The organism is Paenisporosarcina antarctica, assembly GCF_004367585.1.
Taxonomy (GTDB): Bacteria; Bacillota; Bacilli; order Bacillales_A; family Planococcaceae; genus Paenisporosarcina; species Paenisporosarcina antarctica.
The window spans coordinates 3634164-3650662 of the sequence record NZ_CP038015.1 but is presented as its reverse complement, the minus strand read 5'-3'; the positions used below and the strand labels follow the sequence as shown (position 1 = coordinate 3650662).

General features: G+C 37.1%; 14 protein-coding genes. 10 read left to right on the top strand and 4 right to left on the bottom strand.

Going from position 1 to position 16499, the window contains the following annotated elements:
* Window positions 1-108: 108 nt before the first annotated feature.
* Window positions 109-411: an MGMT family protein gene (locus tag E2636_RS17310; RefSeq protein WP_134211495.1), complete on the bottom strand. Its 303-nt coding sequence runs from the start codon at window positions 409-411 to the stop codon at window positions 109-111.
* A 109-nt stretch (window positions 412-520) separates the two neighbouring features.
* On the opposite strand from E2636_RS17310, the gene E2636_RS17305 reads away from it, so the two are divergent.
* From E2636_RS17305 to E2636_RS17295, 3 genes are all read left to right on the top strand, one after another.
* Window positions 521-2173 carry a M20/M25/M40 family metallo-hydrolase gene (locus tag E2636_RS17305; RefSeq protein WP_134211493.1) on the top strand — a complete coding sequence of 551 codons (1653 nt, stop codon included), beginning with the start codon at window positions 521-523 and terminating at the stop codon, window positions 2171-2173.
* An 86-nt stretch (window positions 2174-2259) separates the two neighbouring features.
* Window positions 2260-2589, top strand: a complete 330-nt coding sequence (locus E2636_RS17300) for a VOC family protein (protein WP_134211491.1) — start codon at window positions 2260-2262, stop codon at window positions 2587-2589.
* A 100-nt stretch (window positions 2590-2689) separates the two neighbouring features.
* Window positions 2690-2971 carry a DUF6509 family protein gene (locus tag E2636_RS17295; RefSeq protein WP_134211489.1) on the top strand — a complete coding sequence of 94 codons (282 nt, stop codon included), beginning with the start codon at window positions 2690-2692 and terminating at the stop codon, window positions 2969-2971.
* Between the two features lie 232 nt (window positions 2972-3203).
* Here the strand turns inward: E2636_RS17295 and E2636_RS17290 are convergent, their stop codons facing one another.
* Both E2636_RS17290 and E2636_RS17285 read right to left on the bottom strand, forming a co-directional pair.
* Entirely contained in the window at window positions 3204-4052 is an 849-nt protein-coding gene (locus E2636_RS17290) for a thermonuclease family protein (RefSeq protein ID WP_134211487.1), read from the bottom strand.
* Between the two features lie 173 nt (window positions 4053-4225).
* Window positions 4226-4741: a helix-turn-helix domain-containing protein gene (locus E2636_RS17285; RefSeq protein WP_134211485.1), complete on the bottom strand. Its 516-nt coding sequence runs from the start codon at window positions 4739-4741 to the stop codon at window positions 4226-4228.
* A 176-nt stretch (window positions 4742-4917) separates the two neighbouring features.
* Here E2636_RS17285 and E2636_RS17280 point away from each other — a divergent pair, with 176 nt between their 5' ends.
* The 5 genes from E2636_RS17280 to E2636_RS17260 all read left to right on the top strand — a co-directional run bounded on the left by E2636_RS17280 (window position 4918) and on the right by E2636_RS17260 (window position 12331).
* Window positions 4918-6192, top strand: a complete 1275-nt coding sequence (locus E2636_RS17280) for an MFS transporter (RefSeq protein WP_134211483.1) — start codon at window positions 4918-4920, stop codon at window positions 6190-6192.
* Between the two features lie 332 nt (window positions 6193-6524).
* A complete protein-coding gene (locus E2636_RS17275; RefSeq protein ID WP_134211481.1) occupies window positions 6525-7508 on the top strand; it encodes an ornithine cyclodeaminase family protein in 984 nt (327 codons plus the stop codon).
* A 450-nt stretch (window positions 7509-7958) separates the two neighbouring features.
* Window positions 7959-8684, top strand: a complete 726-nt coding sequence (locus E2636_RS17270) for a CsxC family protein (protein ID WP_134211479.1) — start codon at window positions 7959-7961, stop codon at window positions 8682-8684.
* A 595-nt stretch (window positions 8685-9279) separates the two neighbouring features.
* Window positions 9280-10008, top strand: coding sequence for a CsxC family protein (locus E2636_RS17265; RefSeq protein ID WP_134211477.1), 729 nt, complete (start codon window positions 9280-9282; stop codon window positions 10006-10008).
* 280 nt (window positions 10009-10288) lie between these two features.
* Window positions 10289-12331, top strand: a complete 2043-nt coding sequence (locus tag E2636_RS17260; protein WP_134211475.1) for a BC_2427 family protein — start codon at window positions 10289-10291, stop codon at window positions 12329-12331.
* A 656-nt stretch (window positions 12332-12987) separates the two neighbouring features.
* Here E2636_RS17260 and E2636_RS17255 read toward each other — a convergent pair.
* The gene (locus tag E2636_RS17255; protein WP_134211473.1) at window positions 12988-13875 is read right to left on the bottom strand and encodes a LysR family transcriptional regulator; all 888 of its coding nucleotides are present in this window, start codon (window positions 13873-13875) and stop codon (window positions 12988-12990) included.
* A gap of 141 nt (window positions 13876-14016) precedes the next feature.
* On the opposite strand from E2636_RS17255, the gene hpaI reads away from it, so the two are divergent.
* The gene (gene hpaI / locus E2636_RS17250; RefSeq protein WP_134211471.1) at window positions 14017-14937 is read left to right on the top strand and encodes a 2,4-dihydroxyhept-2-ene-1,7-dioic acid aldolase; all 921 of its coding nucleotides are present in this window, start codon (window positions 14017-14019) and stop codon (window positions 14935-14937) included.
* Between the two features lie 36 nt (window positions 14938-14973).
* Window positions 14974-16494 carry a 5-carboxymethyl-2-hydroxymuconate semialdehyde dehydrogenase gene (hpaE, locus tag E2636_RS17245; RefSeq protein WP_134211469.1) on the top strand — a complete coding sequence of 507 codons (1521 nt, stop codon included), beginning with the start codon at window positions 14974-14976 and terminating at the stop codon, window positions 16492-16494.
* Window positions 16495-16499: the final 5 nt, after the last annotated feature.

The window sequence follows — 16499 nt, the reverse complement described above, 5'->3', positions numbered from 1 at the left end:
CGTTTAACTGAGATGCATAATAGACTAATTTGACCTCCTCAAAAAGAACTTGAGGAGGCTTTTTGTAAGAAAAATTTTAAACGTGTAGCAGCAAACAACCAAAGCTTTTTAATCCTTGTGAAAAACACTCAAATCAACCCGTCCATCACTTAAAAAAGCAACACCTTCACCTAGAAGTAACATACGTTGCAGGTCCTTCGATTCTTCATTGGGTACGGCAATTTCCCCACGGACGTTTACTACTCGATGCCAAGGTAAGTCGTATTTTTCGCTCATGGTATGTAAAATACGCACAACTTGTCTTGCTGCACGTGGACTACCCGCCATGCGAGCGACTTGCCCATAAGAGACGACGTATCCTTCAGGTATTTCTTTTAAAACGCGTACCACTTCTGCTGTAAATGGTTGCATAGTCGTTCACTCCCTAACTCTCTATATTGTAATCAAACCGTGCTCAACATGTCGACCATGTATGATATATTACGAGTATCTAAATATTCACATAAAGGAGTGAAGAGCGATGTTTGATTGCAAAGATGAAGTATGGGCGCTGACGAAGCAGTTAGTGCGAATAGAAAGTATTGTCAATGAGGGTGGGGAGAAGGTGCTATCGCAGTCGCTTTTCACGTTGATCTCATCCTATCCGTATTTTCAGCAACAACTCGATCACGTGATTTATCAGCAAACTGAAAACGATGAACAAGAAAGATACAATGTGATTGCATTTGTAAAAGGCACTAAAAATCCTTCGAATAAAACCGTACTATTAATCGGGCATATTGATACAGTAGGCATCGACGATTTTACTTTAAAAGAACTAGCATTGGATCCCGATGCGCTAGCACTAGCTCTACGCCAAGAGGAATTGCCTGAAGCGGTAAAGGTTCATCTTGAATCAGGAGAGTTTGAGTTTGGACGAGGTGTGCTTGATATGAAGTCAGGTGTTGCGAGTCATCTTTATTTGTTGAAGTATTATTCGGAACATCCAGATGAGCTAGAAGGGAATTTGATGGTGGTGTTTGAGTGCGATGAAGAAGTTGGTTCGCACGGAATGATTTCTGCATTGACTGAATTAAAGCGGCTTAGAGAAATGCATGGATTTAACTATGTGGCAGCGATTAATGGGGATTTTGTGTCACCTCGTTATATAGGTGATCCAAAGCGTTATATTTATACAGGAACGGTTGGAAAGTTATTGCCTTCTTTCTTCATAACGGGTTCCGAAACGCATGTAGGCTCTTGTTTTGAAGGAATTGATCCCAATTTTATTGCCGCGCATTTAACACGACAAATCAGTTATAATCATGAGCTTTGTAATGAAGCTTTTGGGGAAACGACAGTACCGCCGGTTTCATTAAGACAAATGGACTTGAAGCCAGCCTACACGGTACAAACGGCACTCTCTGCCTATGTATACTTTAATTTCTTTATTCATTCGTGGTCACCTAAAGAAGTGCAAGACCGTTTGATAGTCGAAGCTGAGACAGCATTTACCAATGCATTAACGGAATTTAAGCAAAATTATGCAGAGTATACTAAAGCTAGTGGGGAACCGATGAATGCCATAACATGGCAACCGCGTGTGATGACATACGAGGAGATGCATATATCCTTACAAAATGAGCATGGGGAAGACTACATCATTCACATGGATGCTTTCAAAGAACAATTACTGCTGCAAACAGACGTCGATACGCGTATGTTCTCAGCTCGCGTTGTTGAAGAAGCGTGGAAATGGATGCCTGATAAAAATCCAGCTATTATCATGTTCTATCCATCACTTTATTCACCACGAACTGAAGTGACAGGTAAAAATGATAATGAAAAAACCTTGCTCGATGCAATAAAATTAGCAGTGGATACCGTTCAACCGAACTACCCACATCCAATCGTTACAAAAAACTTTTTCCCATATATATCAGACATGAGTTTTATTTCATTAAGTGATGACGTTGCAGGAATTTCAGTCGTTGCAACGAATAATCCGGGTTGGAAAACTAAACTCTATGTTGACTATGAAGCCATTCGAGACATTAATGTTCCAGTCATCAATATTGGGCCTTACGGATACGACGCTCACAAGCAATACGAACGGATGGAACGCAGCTTCTCGCTCAATATTGTTCCTAACCTAACAAATCAAGTGATTCAACAACTTATTGGAAGCAAATAATAGGGAAATCTCCAGACACTTTTCTGAAATTGAAAATGCACTGCTAATGCATTGGTGAGTGGCATCTAAAAGGTGGAGATGATAAGATGAAATACAGAATGTCCAAGAATATTGGATTTCAAGTGAAAGATGTGGAAAAGGCCAAACACTTTTACGAAAGTATTTTAGGTGTGAAAGAAACTACTCAAAGTGACGCGGATGAAGTGGAGTTTCGAACGAATAGTAATTCTATTTTTTTAATTCCAGGCAATGAAAATCTAGGTCCAGTCATGGAAGTAGTCGTAAGTAATTTGGATCTAGCAAAGAAACACTTAGTTGAAAATGGTTGTGAAATTGTTCGCTGGGAAGGTAAAGGAAGGGATTGTTATGTACGAGATCCGTTCGGCATAGTCTTCAATGTGTGGGAAGATAAATAAATTTTACAGTTTAGTTGTCTTTATGCCCTCTCTACCGATACAATTGAAAAATAGGAAGTTAACATCATGGCTGTTAATAAGACTTAAAGGAGAATTACTTATGAAAATTACAAGTCACTTGGTTCGCAAAATGAACGATCCAACAGGAATTATTGTTGGAGAACGTTATGAATTTTTACTAGATGTCGAGGTTGAAGAAGATGACGAACTATTCACAGAAGGTGGATTAGAGCTTCGTGTTATTTTTGCTTCCGATGAAAATAGTGAGCGCGTTGTGCAATACCATTTCACTGACAAAGTAGCAAAAGATGTTCTTGATTTTGCTCTTGAAGATGACGAAGAGGCTGAAATTCTTGAATACTGCAAAAATAATTTAACATAAAATCGACCATTTTTTCAAAACTAAATTCCTTGTCTAAAAAGGGGATTTAGTTATGAAAAAATGGTTTTTTTATTCTCAATTCAAATAAAAACCGACAATATTCCCTCGTGAATATGAGGGGGAAGTCTTATTTTTGCTGGATTTTATTGAATGTTCACTTTCCGGTTTAGTGTAGATATATATTAAATATAAATGCCCTCCTCGAATTCTTTTCGAGGAGGGCATTTATCTACTAACGTTCACATGCAAAGTTGTCTTTATCACGGTCCATTTTGGCCTGATAAGCAGGATGGTCACTTGCTACACCATTTGGATACTTAGTGCGGAGATGGGTACAGTTATCAAACCATTCCGTTGTTTTTGTCGTGGCAGCTGGAGCGCTTGGGTTAGATGAAGCACCGGAACTAGTTTCGGTATTTGTTGAACTTCCACTATTAAATCCTGAATCTGTGGCATAATCTTCAACTGCCCAGAAACCTAATTTCTTCGACTTAGCGACTAGCTGTGCTTCTTCATAAGGTGTTAAATGACGTGTGTTAGGTGGATATATATAGGCAACTCGCGCCAATCCGTTACTTATCAATGTTTCTTGAACACTTTTACCATCAACATAGACATAAGCTAATAGCCGTCCGTATTTATCGCGTTTTTCACCAACATCAAATTCAAGAGTTAAGTCTCCACTATTGACAAGTTGTCGATTAAGTTCTTTTGCTTCCTCACCGAAAGGCTGTTTCCCAAGACGAGGATGATTCGTTTCTGGTGTATCAATTAATAAATAGCGAACTGGTTCATTTTCACCTTTATACATCACGCGAATCGTATCGCCGTCAGTGGTTGAAACAAGAGTCACTGGGATTTGATCCGTCGTGCCTGCTTTTGGAGCAGTAGTAGATGATGTGGATTTTCCCGATAAAGGTTTGTCATCTTTCGTCGATTCTTCATTTTGTAACGTAGATTCTTTATCAATTGGAGCGTACTGTTCATCGTCCTCATTTGTGAGTGTTGAACCACATCCTGAAAAGATAAGGACACTTCCAATAAGTACTAAAACTAACATTTTACGAAAACTAAAACTCACGTGCAAATCCTCCTTGATTATTCCTTTTTAAGTATACCAATGAGGTCAACTGGATCGGACAAAAACTAATCATTTTTAAACTTCAATTTACTTTACCCACTTTCTCCAAATAATCTCTAACTAATAAACCTCCTCTAATTTTTGTCGAGGAGGTTTTTTAGTCGTCTGTTTATTTAGTTTTTAGAGGATATCACTAAGAATTGAACCACATCTTCGGTATGGTTGAACCAATAATGTGTTTTACCTGCATTAAATAATATGGATTCCTGCTCACGAAGTTGCAAGCGTTCTCCATCAATTTCAACTGTTAATAAGCCTTTTACTACAAATAAAAATTCGTGGCCACTATGAGAAAATGCATTACCTTCGTTCTCACCTGATTGAAGCGTCACCAAAATCGGTGAAAAGCTGGCATCTTTAACACCATTGGATAAATCTTTGTAATAAAAAGGTTCTCGACGAATCGTCAAAGCATCTTGTATACCATCTGCAGCAAAAAAAACACTCGGATTCACGTTTAGTGCATCTGCTATTTTTTTTAACGATTCCAAAGTTACACTCGATTTTCCACGCTCAACCTGGGATAAAAAACTGATAGATACGCCAGTTTGTAGTGCCAAATCTTTTAATGTCAAATTCCGCTCTTTGCGAAGATTTTTTAATGTAACACCCATTAACACTTGCGACATGTGAATTCCTCGCTTTATTGTGACTTCTTCCTTTATTATACAACATTCAAAATAAGGACATCAAACGTTAAAATTTCGGATAAGGTGTTGACAGAATATTTGTAACTGTCTAAAATGAACCCAATGATAATTAAAGTGACACTTCAATTATTGATTTAACATAAGGGGGATTTATGATGAATAAAAAACAAACACGTCGTGTCTTAATCGCGAGTTTAGTAGGGAGCTCAATTGAGTGGTTTGATTACTTCTTATATGGAACAGTTGCTGCACTAGTATTCAACCAAATATTTTTCGTCACTGAGGACCCGAATGTCGGACTTTTATTAGCATATGCATCATTTGCTTTAGCTTTTTTCATTCGACCATTTGGAGGAGTAATATTTAGTCACATAGGTGACCGTATTGGACGAAAGAAAACACTCGTTATTACATTAAGTATAATGGGAATTGCTACTTTTGGGATGGGCTTATTGCCTACCTATCAAGCGATTGGGATATGGGCACCAATCTTACTCATCACGCTTCGCTTAGTTCAAGGGTTGGGGATAGGCGGCGAATGGGGAGGAGCACTTCTTCTAGCTGTCGAATATGCACCACCTGAAAACCGTGGATTGTATGGGAGTATTCCACAAATGGGTGTAACCATCGGAATGTTAATGGGTACGATTGCATTATGGATAATGACCATGCTTCCTGAAGAGTCATTCATGACATGGGGCTGGCGAGTGCCATTTATTTTAAGTGCTTTATTAGTGATCTTTGGATTGTGGATTCGTCACGGGATTGACGAAACACCTGAATTTAAAAAAGTTCAAGCATCTGGTGAAATTCCAAAGCTGCCAATTGCGGAGACACTTAAATACCATTGGCGTGAAGTGTTAATTGCAATTGGAGCAAAAGTTGTCGAAACAGCACCTTTCTATATTTTTAGTACATTTGTCGTGTCATACGCAACAACGAATTTAGGATTCACACGATCGTCTACTTTAGCAGCAGTAATGATTGCAACAGTAGTAACGACAATCTTAATTCCTGTCATGGGGAATTTATCAGATAAAGTAGGACGTAAAAAGTTATATGTTGCAGGAACAGTGGGTATGGCACTTTTTGCATTCCCGTACTTCTGGATGATACATCAAGGTTCAGTAGCCTTGCTGATCATCGCGACTGTCATTGCATTAGGCGTCATTTGGGCACCAATCACTGCAGTTCTTGGAACCATGTTCTCTGAAATATTTGATGCAAGAATACGCTATACAGGCATTTCATTAGGATATCAAATCGGTGCAGCATTAGCGGGTGGGACAGCTCCACTTGTGGCAACGGCATTACTTGTGACTTTTGATAATTCATATATTCCAGTAGCGATATACATCATCTTTACGGCAGTCATTTCACTTGTAGCAGTTTGGGCAATGAAAGACCGCATCGCAGTGGTCAACAAGTAAAATAAGGTCTTCAAAAGAGAGTCTACCTATAAGAGATCGTTGAAAACATCTTGTGAATCAAAATAAATATCGATTTTATGTGATTTTTACGGTTTTCCGAGAGAAAAAAGTTGCTTTTTGATCTTTTACCAATACTAGGTGGGATTTTCAAGTGAATTTCGGGTGAGCGGTTGCTCAGATGGAAAAATCAAGCTCCAAGTTGGAATAGATAAAATATGGAAAAAACTACTCCGTATAATACCACTCGGTCGAAACGGATTTTGGATTCGGTGGTACGATGTCGGAGAATGCCTAACATGGCTCTTTAACGGATATCAATAAGGAGGAATAACATGCTCGTTGTAAACGAAAATCAAATTAAACTACTATATAAAATGACTGATGCCATTGCAGACATCAAAGGGATTTTAGAGGCAAAAGAAGCTGGGAAAATTGATAATCCACAGCGTACCGTTCTTGATTTCCCACAACATAGTGCTTCAGCCCTATACATGCCGAGCGCAGATTTAGTTAGCGAAGTATCTGCGGTAAAAGTCGTGACAATTTTTCCTGGTAACCCTGCCCACGGAAAACCGACAACACAAGGAGTACTGTTACTGTCTGATGCTACAAATGGAGAACATGTAGCGATGATGAACGCATCTTATTTAACACGACTACGAACGGGGGCCCTAAGTGGCATTGCGACTGATGTATTATCGAAGAAAGACAGTCGCGTATTGACGGTAATTGGCACAGGTGCCATGGCTTTTGAACAAGTACTCGGCGTGTTAGCGGTTCGTACCATAGAGAAAATCATTCTCGTGAATCGAACACCACAAAAAGCAAAAGAATTCGGAGATAAATTACATGCTTTTGGTGTGGACTTGCCGTTTCAAATAGAACTAGATGTCGCAAAAGCGATCAAGCAAGCGGATATAATTTGTTGTGCTACACGTTCAAGTGAACCAGTATTCGATGGTAATGACGTGAAACCAGGCACCCATATTAATGGTGTAGGTTCTTATTTGCCACATATGCGAGAAGTAGATGAAACGACTGTTTTAAACGCCGATAAAATTGTTGTAGACGACTTAGCGGGTGTCAAACATGAAGCGGGTGAGTTAATGCATGTTGCCGATAGTGGCAAGTGGTCGTTTGATGATGTGCACGCACAACTCGGAGAGCTCGTTGTCGGAAAGAAAGAAGGACGACAAACACAAGAAGAAATCACTTTCTTCAAATGCGTTGGCGCTGCTTATTTTGATCTCGCTGTAGCAAAAGGAGTTTATGCTAAAGCGAAAGAAGTGGGTGAGGGAATCGTAGTGGAAGTGTAATTTTGAACTAATGCTAAGACAAATTAATTAATATATGTTTACTATCACGAAGTCGCATTTTCATTTATGAAAATGTGGCTTTTTTAGATTTACTTCTAAAAAAATGAAATTAAGCAGGAGTTTTCATGTTGAAATTTAAAAAACAGCAAAAGTAGCCCCCATGTGAATTGATTCGTGGAATAAATTGAAAAAATAGAAATTCTCCACGTTTCGTATCGGTAACAAAAACTTCATTTTCCTTTAAAGATACTCGGAACTTAGTGATTGAATCCTTTGATTCTCTTATTCACCTGAAGGATGAGAGAACTTATGATTAATTTACAGGGTTTAATACTAGATAAACTGCTATATCAGAAAAATATACACCTAGTATATATGCTCATACACTAACTGCTTTTCTAACATACATTAATAGAGTATTGAAATAAAATTGAAAGGAGGTGAAATTTAATGAGTCAACAAAATAATGATGATTGCCCAATTGAGATTCCATGTCAGGTAGAAGGGGTGAAATTAACACCCTTCCTCGACGAACCAGCAGAGCCTTGTTTAATACAAAATAATCCGATTATTAAAGTGCCAGCTGTATTAGCAGAGACCATAATTCAAGTCGTTGTAGAAACGAATATTGTGCTTGATCCACCAGCAAGTGAGATTAAAAGAGTTCATAAAGATATATATCTAACGCAATGTAAGCTTGTACCTGTAGAGTTTGGCGATGAAGTATGCCCAGGTGTATTTGAAGTAACAAGAGCCAAATTATTTATAGCCGGATTTATTCGTAAAAATATAGAATATGCTACTGGATTGTGTAATGGAGAAATTCGTGATCGAATCATTAATACTGAATTTTCTGGTTATTCGGACCTCACAGATGATGATTTTGACACGTTCCCTGTATTAGGTAGATCTTCAGATAGCAGATCTCGCTATATTAATCCGAAAAACAGTGAAATTCCACGTCTAGATAAATATTTCTTTGAAAATAGTGTTTACTATAATGAGCAACCATATTGTGAGTTAGTCAATGCAAATTTCTTTGAAATTGATTTTTCTCCATGTCCTGTAGGAACGGATGAAACGTTTACAACGCTACGCGAAAAAATTGTATGTGACCTTACTGTAAAAGTATTACAATTACGACAAGTCCGAGTTGCTTCAATAGAACTTTCCTAAGGAGCTCCACCAACAAGTCGGAAAAATGTGTTAAGAAATTTCCAAAAAGACGAGCTATAGATTTCAACTCGTCATGAGAAATTAAATTCCTTAACTGCAAATTCAAGCACTGTAAATCCGATAATTGTTTCTTTAGAAAGCCCCCTTATCCCCTTAATCGGATAAAGGGTTTTCTTATTAAACAGGTTTATTTTTATGAGTTGGCGATTATGCACGTAAAGAAATTTAAATCAAATTGTTCATTGTTTTTTCTTGCGATTAGTCAAGCTATTTCATTTAATTGTCTGTATGTCAGTGTTCCTGTACCTTTTGCATCTGGCAGTTCTAATCGAGTTGAAAGATCGTTCGATAAGTGAATAAGAAAAAGGATTCAGGCGAAAAAAATTCTATGCATCAGTTGATGAAAATCTATTCCCTTCAAATATCTGAATATTAAGAAAAAAAGCGATTACCTTTGCATAGTTTACGGGTGTAGCATGCTAGATAATTATTAAAAATAAAATTGATATATCTATTATATATGCTCATACACTAACTACTTTTTAAACATATGTTAATAGAGTAATGAAATAAACTTTGAAAGGAGGTGATTTTAATGAGTCAACAAAATAATGATGATTGTCCGATTGTTATTCCATGTCAGGTAGCGGGTACAACACTAACACCCTTTGCTGATGAACCAGCAGAGCCTTGTTTAATACAAAATAGTCCGATTATTAAAGTGCCAGCTGTATTAGCAGAGACCGTAATTCAAGTAGTTGTAGAAACGAATATTGTACTTGAGCCAGCAGCAAGTGAGATTAAAAGAGTGCATAAAGATGTATATCTAACTCAATGTAAGCTAGTACCTGTAGAATTTGGTGATGAAGTATGCCCTGGCGTATTTGAAGTAACAAGAGCCAAATTATTTGTAGCAGGATTTATTCGTAAAAATATCGAATATGCTACAGGAATGTGTAATGGACTAATTCGTGATCGAATTATTAATACTGAATTTTCTGGCTATGCAGACCTAAGAAATGGTGATTTTGACACTTTCCCTGTATTAGGTAGATCTTCAGATAGCAGATCTCGCTTTATTAATCCAAAAAACAGTGAAATTCCACGCCTAGATAAATATTTCTTTGAAAATAGTGTTTATTATAATGAGCAACCATATTGTGAGTTAGTTAATGCGAATTTCTTTGAACTTGATTTTTCTCCATGTCCTGTAGGGACGGACGAAACATTTACAACGCTACGCGAAAAAATTGTATGTGATCTTACTGTAAAAGTATTACAATTAAGACAAATTCGAGTTAATGGAATAGGAAATGGCGGCTGACTTAATCGTCAATAAGTTGAAAAAACGTAAACAATTTTCAATAAGAAATGTGAATTTCAACTCGTCAAAAGAAATTTAATGCAACAAATTGAAAATGCGCTAACGTCAAATTTCAGTAAATATAATTATTGTTCTTTACAACCCCCTATCTACTAAAAGGATAGGGGGTTTCTGTAATTAATCGTGCCTAAGTTTCATTTAGTTTACATACATGAGTAACAAAAACTGAGAAAAACCATTAATTAATAAAGGAACAACTTTTGTGGTTAAGGAGGATGCAATGAGAATTCCATGGGACAACAAGAGAAATATGCAGAAATCCCATTTTAATCCGAAAAAATACGGAGAGAATACAATGTCATACCCTTGGATTAACTACGAAGAAATGACGATAATTATTAATAAACAAAAGGCCGTATTTACGTTATATGCTACTCCCCATTTTCAACATATAAATGAAACTAATACAGAAAATAGTGACAGTATTTGCGAATCAGATACTAAGCAAGGGTCTGTGGACACAGTAGAAATGGGTAGTGTAGTTGAAACGTATAGAAGAAAGAAAAGGTCGAAATTAAATAAGAAATGTACTTGTTACAAAAAGATAAAAAACAGTAGTGATATTCGTAAATCAAATACTAAAATGAAATATATCGATACAGTAGAAGTATGTGATTTAGTTGAAATTAACAAAAGGCAGAAAAGATTAAAATTACGCAAAAAGTGCAATCGACTAAAAAAGAAGTTATTACAAGAACCATACAAAACTTACGAAGCCCATACACCAGATGATGTCTGTAAAATTGATTCTCCTATTAAACTTAAAAAACATGCAGACCTACACTCAACGACAATAAAGATTCCATATTCCACTTTTTCAAAGCTTCATAATTATCTTCATCCTTGTATCATAGACAATACGATTACTGTTGCTGACCCTAAGCATTACCCAGAAATAAAAGATGATAATTTGGTTAATAAATATCCTCAACATGAATGCGATGATGACTCTGACACCAATCACACTAATGAGGTTCATCAACATTTCGGAGTAAGATCAGCAACTATAAAAATTCCGTTTTATGCTTTTGTGAAAATTTACAATCTACTGCATCCACCTAGCTGTGCGATTTTTGTCAGGCACGCTCCAAAAGATACTTTAGTTAATCATGGTATCAAAGAAAATCTTGGCATGAGTCAAGGTAATGAGTTTTGTAAACATGCGGGAGTCCACTCAAAAACAATAAAAATTCCATACGCCACTTTTTCAAAGCTTCATAATTATCTTCATCCTTGTATGTTAGACAATACGATTTCTGCTGCTGATCCTAAGCATTATCCTGTAATAAAAGATGATAAATTAGTTAATGAATATCAACATCATGAATATGATGATGACTGTGACACCAATCATACTAATGAGATGTGTAAACATGCAAGAGTACACACAACGACCATAAAAATCCCATTTTATGCTTTCGCAAAAATTTACAATCTCCTGCATCCTCCTAACTGTGCGATTTTTTCGCATAAGCATTCCCTTAAAATAGAACATGTTTCAAAAAGGGATAAATATGATGATGACTGTGAAAGCAGTAACAGTCATCCGTTTCATATATCATCAGGAGTACGCTCAAGTTCTATTAAAATTCCAATATCCACTTTTGTAGATATTGATAATTTCCTTCATCCAGCAATCTTTGGTAGTACGACTCAAAATACATTTAAATTTATTGACCATTCAAAAATGTTGGATACGATTACTTATTATCATGAACAGCCATATTGTCATTTGGTAGGTTTTAAATCACATGAAATCATCTTATTAACTGATTCTGTTTATCGAGCGAGTGCGAAAGATAATAATAAATCTGTTGTGGTCCCGCTACATGATCCACAATCTGTGAAAAAAAGAGAGTCACATAATCAGATATGTCCTTATCACGAGTCATTAAATATGAGAGTTCCAGTTGTAGTAGGAGAATATAGCATTGAAATCTGTTTAGAGAAAGATGTACGATTTGAAGAAAAAATCAATATGGTAAAAGAGATTACTAAAGAAGTAATATTGACCAATTGTAAGTTTGTACCTGCTGATTTTTCTAATTCGACAGCTGATGGGTCACGTGAAGCATTAAGCGGAAAGCTATTTATAGAAGGTTATATCAATCAACATATTGAATATAACGCCGTTCATCATGGAAATGAGAAGTTCATACCAAAGGTACCTTCTTTTCATTCACTCCATCAAAAAATTGTAGTAGATTTAATGATTGATTTACTACAAGTTCAAAAAATTACATTTGGACAAAAAGGGTTATAGAGATATGGCAGGGGATAGAATTTTAATAAAAAGGTATATATCAAAGGCGTTCATTTTCTCTTTGAGGGAGAAGTGAACGCCTTATTGTGGATGAAGCATTGGTGAACTTGCACAATTCATTCATTCTTGTTATTAAAAACATGAGAAAGTATATAAAATTGATGTGCCAAGAGCCTAGTGTTCATGGTTTTTTAGTATATGGAGACTAAAAAAACGGAATTTCTTGATGTGACTCTCTTTAATTCGATTCATGTGAAGTCGTGATATCTTTTTTGAAAAAATGCAAGTTTCCTCTCAGTGAAAGTGTGAATTTTGTTCAGTGAATCTATTCTTGTTTAGTAATCCTTGGATTGCACATCAAAAATCATCCTATCTAATTATGGGTATGGGTGTTTTCATTTTACAAGATAGGACGATTTTTTATAATTAGTATTATCACTGTTTATTATTAAAACAGGTAATTGATTGTAGTGGAAGGCGGCGACTCCGGTGGGACAAGCGCGAGCCGAAGACCCTGCAGTGAGCGGAGCGAGTGAAGCGGCTGAGGTCGTGCCCCACGGAAAGCGTCCACCTGCAACGGAAATCATACCAAAAACCAAAGGAGATACTGTACTTTCTTTAAGGACCGGGCGTCACTTTGCCCGGTTTTTCTTATATCAATCAAGGAAAGAATCAAACGATTGTATAAAACGTTTGGCCTGTTTAGAAAGATAACGGTCTTTTAACCAGATAACAGCTGATTCCGAATATATAGTCGAGTCCTCAATTTCAAGAGTATGTAAATTGGGCATGGGAAATGATACAAGTGATGATTTAGGGATAATCGTAGCACCTACACCTGCTGAAACTAAAGATAATAGCATGGAGACATCTGGACATTCACAAATCACTTTAGGTTCAAAGCCATGTCGTCTACATTCCTGTAATACGATTTCAAATTGTCCTACACCACTAATTCGATGCAGCAATAGTAGGGGAACTGTTTCAAACTCTTTCATGCTGATCTTCGTTTTCGAGAGGATCTCTGGCTTATTACTAGGGAAGACAGCAACAAACGGTTCCTTAGGTAAGTCGATTTTGGAGAATGCATTCATTTCAATGGGAAGGCGAACGATGCCAACTTCCGATTCGCGGGACTTAATTAACTGCTCAATCATAAAAGTATCTCCTTCACGTAAAGAAAAGGTGACTGCTGGATAGAGCTCTCTAAACATACGAAGTCGATCAGGCACATAAGAAAAACAAGTCTTTACAACCCCAATTGATAATTTACCTCTAAGGCCATCACTGGTCTCTTTAACTTCTGTTTTAATTTCGTCCATTTCTAGTAATATTTTTTCTGCTTTTTTATATAGTACTAATCCAGCTTGAGTTAACACCATATTTCGTCCGTTTCTTTCAAAAAGAATCACGCCTAATTCTTCCTCTAATAGTTTTAATTGTTGAGAAAGGGGTGGTTGCGCCATGTGTAACTTTTTTGCGGCTCTAGTAATCTGTCCTTGTTCGGCAATGGTATAAAAATAGCGTAGTTGTTTGATGTCCATAATTGAAACGTTCCTTTCTATACTTTTTTCGTATACGTTGAATACTTTATAGGTATTTTTAATATAGTTTAACACGTGTTATATTCAATTCGCCAAGTAATCAGATAAATACAAAAATTATCAAAAAAGGATGTGTAGTATATGTATCAACAAGCAAAACAAAAAATCAGAGGTTCAATTGCACCGATCGTAACCCCTTTTAAAAAGGATGGTTCTTTAGATTTAGAGACATTAGCTAGTTTAATTGATTGGAATATTAAGAGTGGGAGTCATGGAATTTCAGTAACAGGAACGACGGGTGAACCAAGTTCCTTAACAATCGAAGAACGAGTTCAAGTGATGGAAGCGGCTATGAAAGCGGTAAATGGACGCGTTCCATTCGTCCCAGGTACAGGGTCGACAAATCATGAAGAAACATTATACCTAACAAAAAAAGCACAAGAACTAGGTGTAGATGCTGCCATGGTCATTGTCCCTTACTACAACAAACCTTCACAACATGCTCTCTATAAGCATTTTAAAGCGGTTGCAGATTCTGTAGATATTCCTATTATTATTTATAATATTCCGGGAAGAACAGCAACAAACTTAGAAGTGAAAACACTCGCAAAACTAAGCAAAGATTGCCCAAATATTATTGGAGTGAAGGAATCAAATAAAGACTTTGAACATGTCAACCGCGTTTTATTAGAATGCGGAAGAGATTTTCTACTGTTTTCAGGAATTGAACTATTATGTTATCCGATGCTTGCCATTGGTGGAGCGGGATACATAAGTGCTACCGCTAACATTATCCCTAAGCAAGTTGCAGAGTTATATGATGCATGGACAGCTGGAGACCTAAAAAGAGCTCAAGAAATCCATTATGAATTAATGCCTCTAAATGATGTGTTGTTTAAAGATACAAATCCATCCCCATTAAAAGCAGCACTTGGGATGATTGGAAGAGCACAACCGGTACTTCGTTTACCAATGGATGTGCCAACGCAAGTATTGCAAGATGAAATTCGCGACGTGTTAAAACAATACGTAGATCTATCTGCACAACAATCGGTACAGTAAACATGCGATTTTAAGAGCGAATTTAGGAGGGCCATAATGAAGAAATCAACAGAGATGTCTAAAGATAGTACTAACATAAAAGTTGATGATGTGAAGCTTTACATTAATGGAGAATTTGTAAATGCTCAGGCTCAAGCAACCTTTGAAAACAGCAACCCATTTACCAACGAAGTCAATAACCTAGTTGCTGAGGGTCGCAAAGAGGATATCGATAAGGCTGTAATCGCTGCGAAACAAGCGTTTAAAAGTGGTCCATGGGGCTCGATGAAAATGGAAGAGCGCATGGTTTACATTAACCGAATTGCGGACTTGATTGATGAAGAGGTTGAGGAAATTGCTAGCTTAGAATCAATAGATACAGGACTACCGATTGCTCAAACTAGAAAGATGATTGCCCGTGCAGCAGAAAACTTTCGATTCTATTCCCGAATGGTTCAGTCAAAACTTCACGGAGAGTCGTACCCTGTAGACAATGAATTTATAAACTATACGATTTATAAGCCTCTCGGAGTAGTTGGATTAATAACACCGTGGAATGCACCGTTTATGTTGGAAACGTGGAAAGTAGCACCAGCATTAGCGACTGGCAATACAGTTATATTAAAACCTGCAGAGTTATCGCCTCTAACAGCTAATAAATTAGCTGAAGTTATGGATAAAGCAGGCTTACCAAAAGGTGTATTTAATGTAGTCCATGGATATGGAGAAACGGCCGGCGCAGCCCTAGTTGCACATCCGGATGTAGAAGCAATCTCTTTCACTGGAGAAACGACAACAGGAACCATAATCATCAAGAATTCTGCTGATACATTAAAGAAAACATCAATGGAACTAGGCGGGAAATCCCCATTAATTGTCTTTGATGATGCAGATGTTGAGCGGGCACTGGATGCAGCTGTTTGGGGGATTTTCTCCTTTAACGGGGAACGATGTACAGCAAACTCTCGTGTGTTTCTTCATAAAAACATTAAAGACCAATTTATTGAGGCTCTTAAAGAACGCGTAGGAAACATTAAAATTGGAGACCCAATGGACCCAACAACCCAATTTGGACCACTCATTGATAAAGAACATTTCAAAAAAGTATCAGAGTACATTGAGTTAGCAAAGCAAGAAGGTTGTGAAGTCATTCAAGGCGTTGTTCCTGAGGGCGTGAAAGCTGGAAACTTTGTACCACCTACATTACTTTTAAACGCAACAAACGATATGAGAGTTTGCCAGGAAGAAATATTTGGACCTGTCATGGCGGTTATTGAATTTGAAAGCGAAGAACAAGTCATTGCAGCAGCCAATGATGTTAAATATGGACTTGCAGGCTATGTGTGGACGAATGATATAAAGAGAGGACATCGAGTAGCACAGGCAGTTGAGGCTGGCATGCTGTGGGTCAATTCTCAAAATGTGCGGGATCTCCGTATCCCATTTGGCGGAATGAAATCAAGTGGGATTGGAAGAGAAGGTGGGCATTACGCAATCTTTGAATTCTACACAGAACCAAAAGTAATTCATATCGCTATTGGTGATCATCATATTCCGCAGTTTGGTAAGAAAAAATAGTGTGA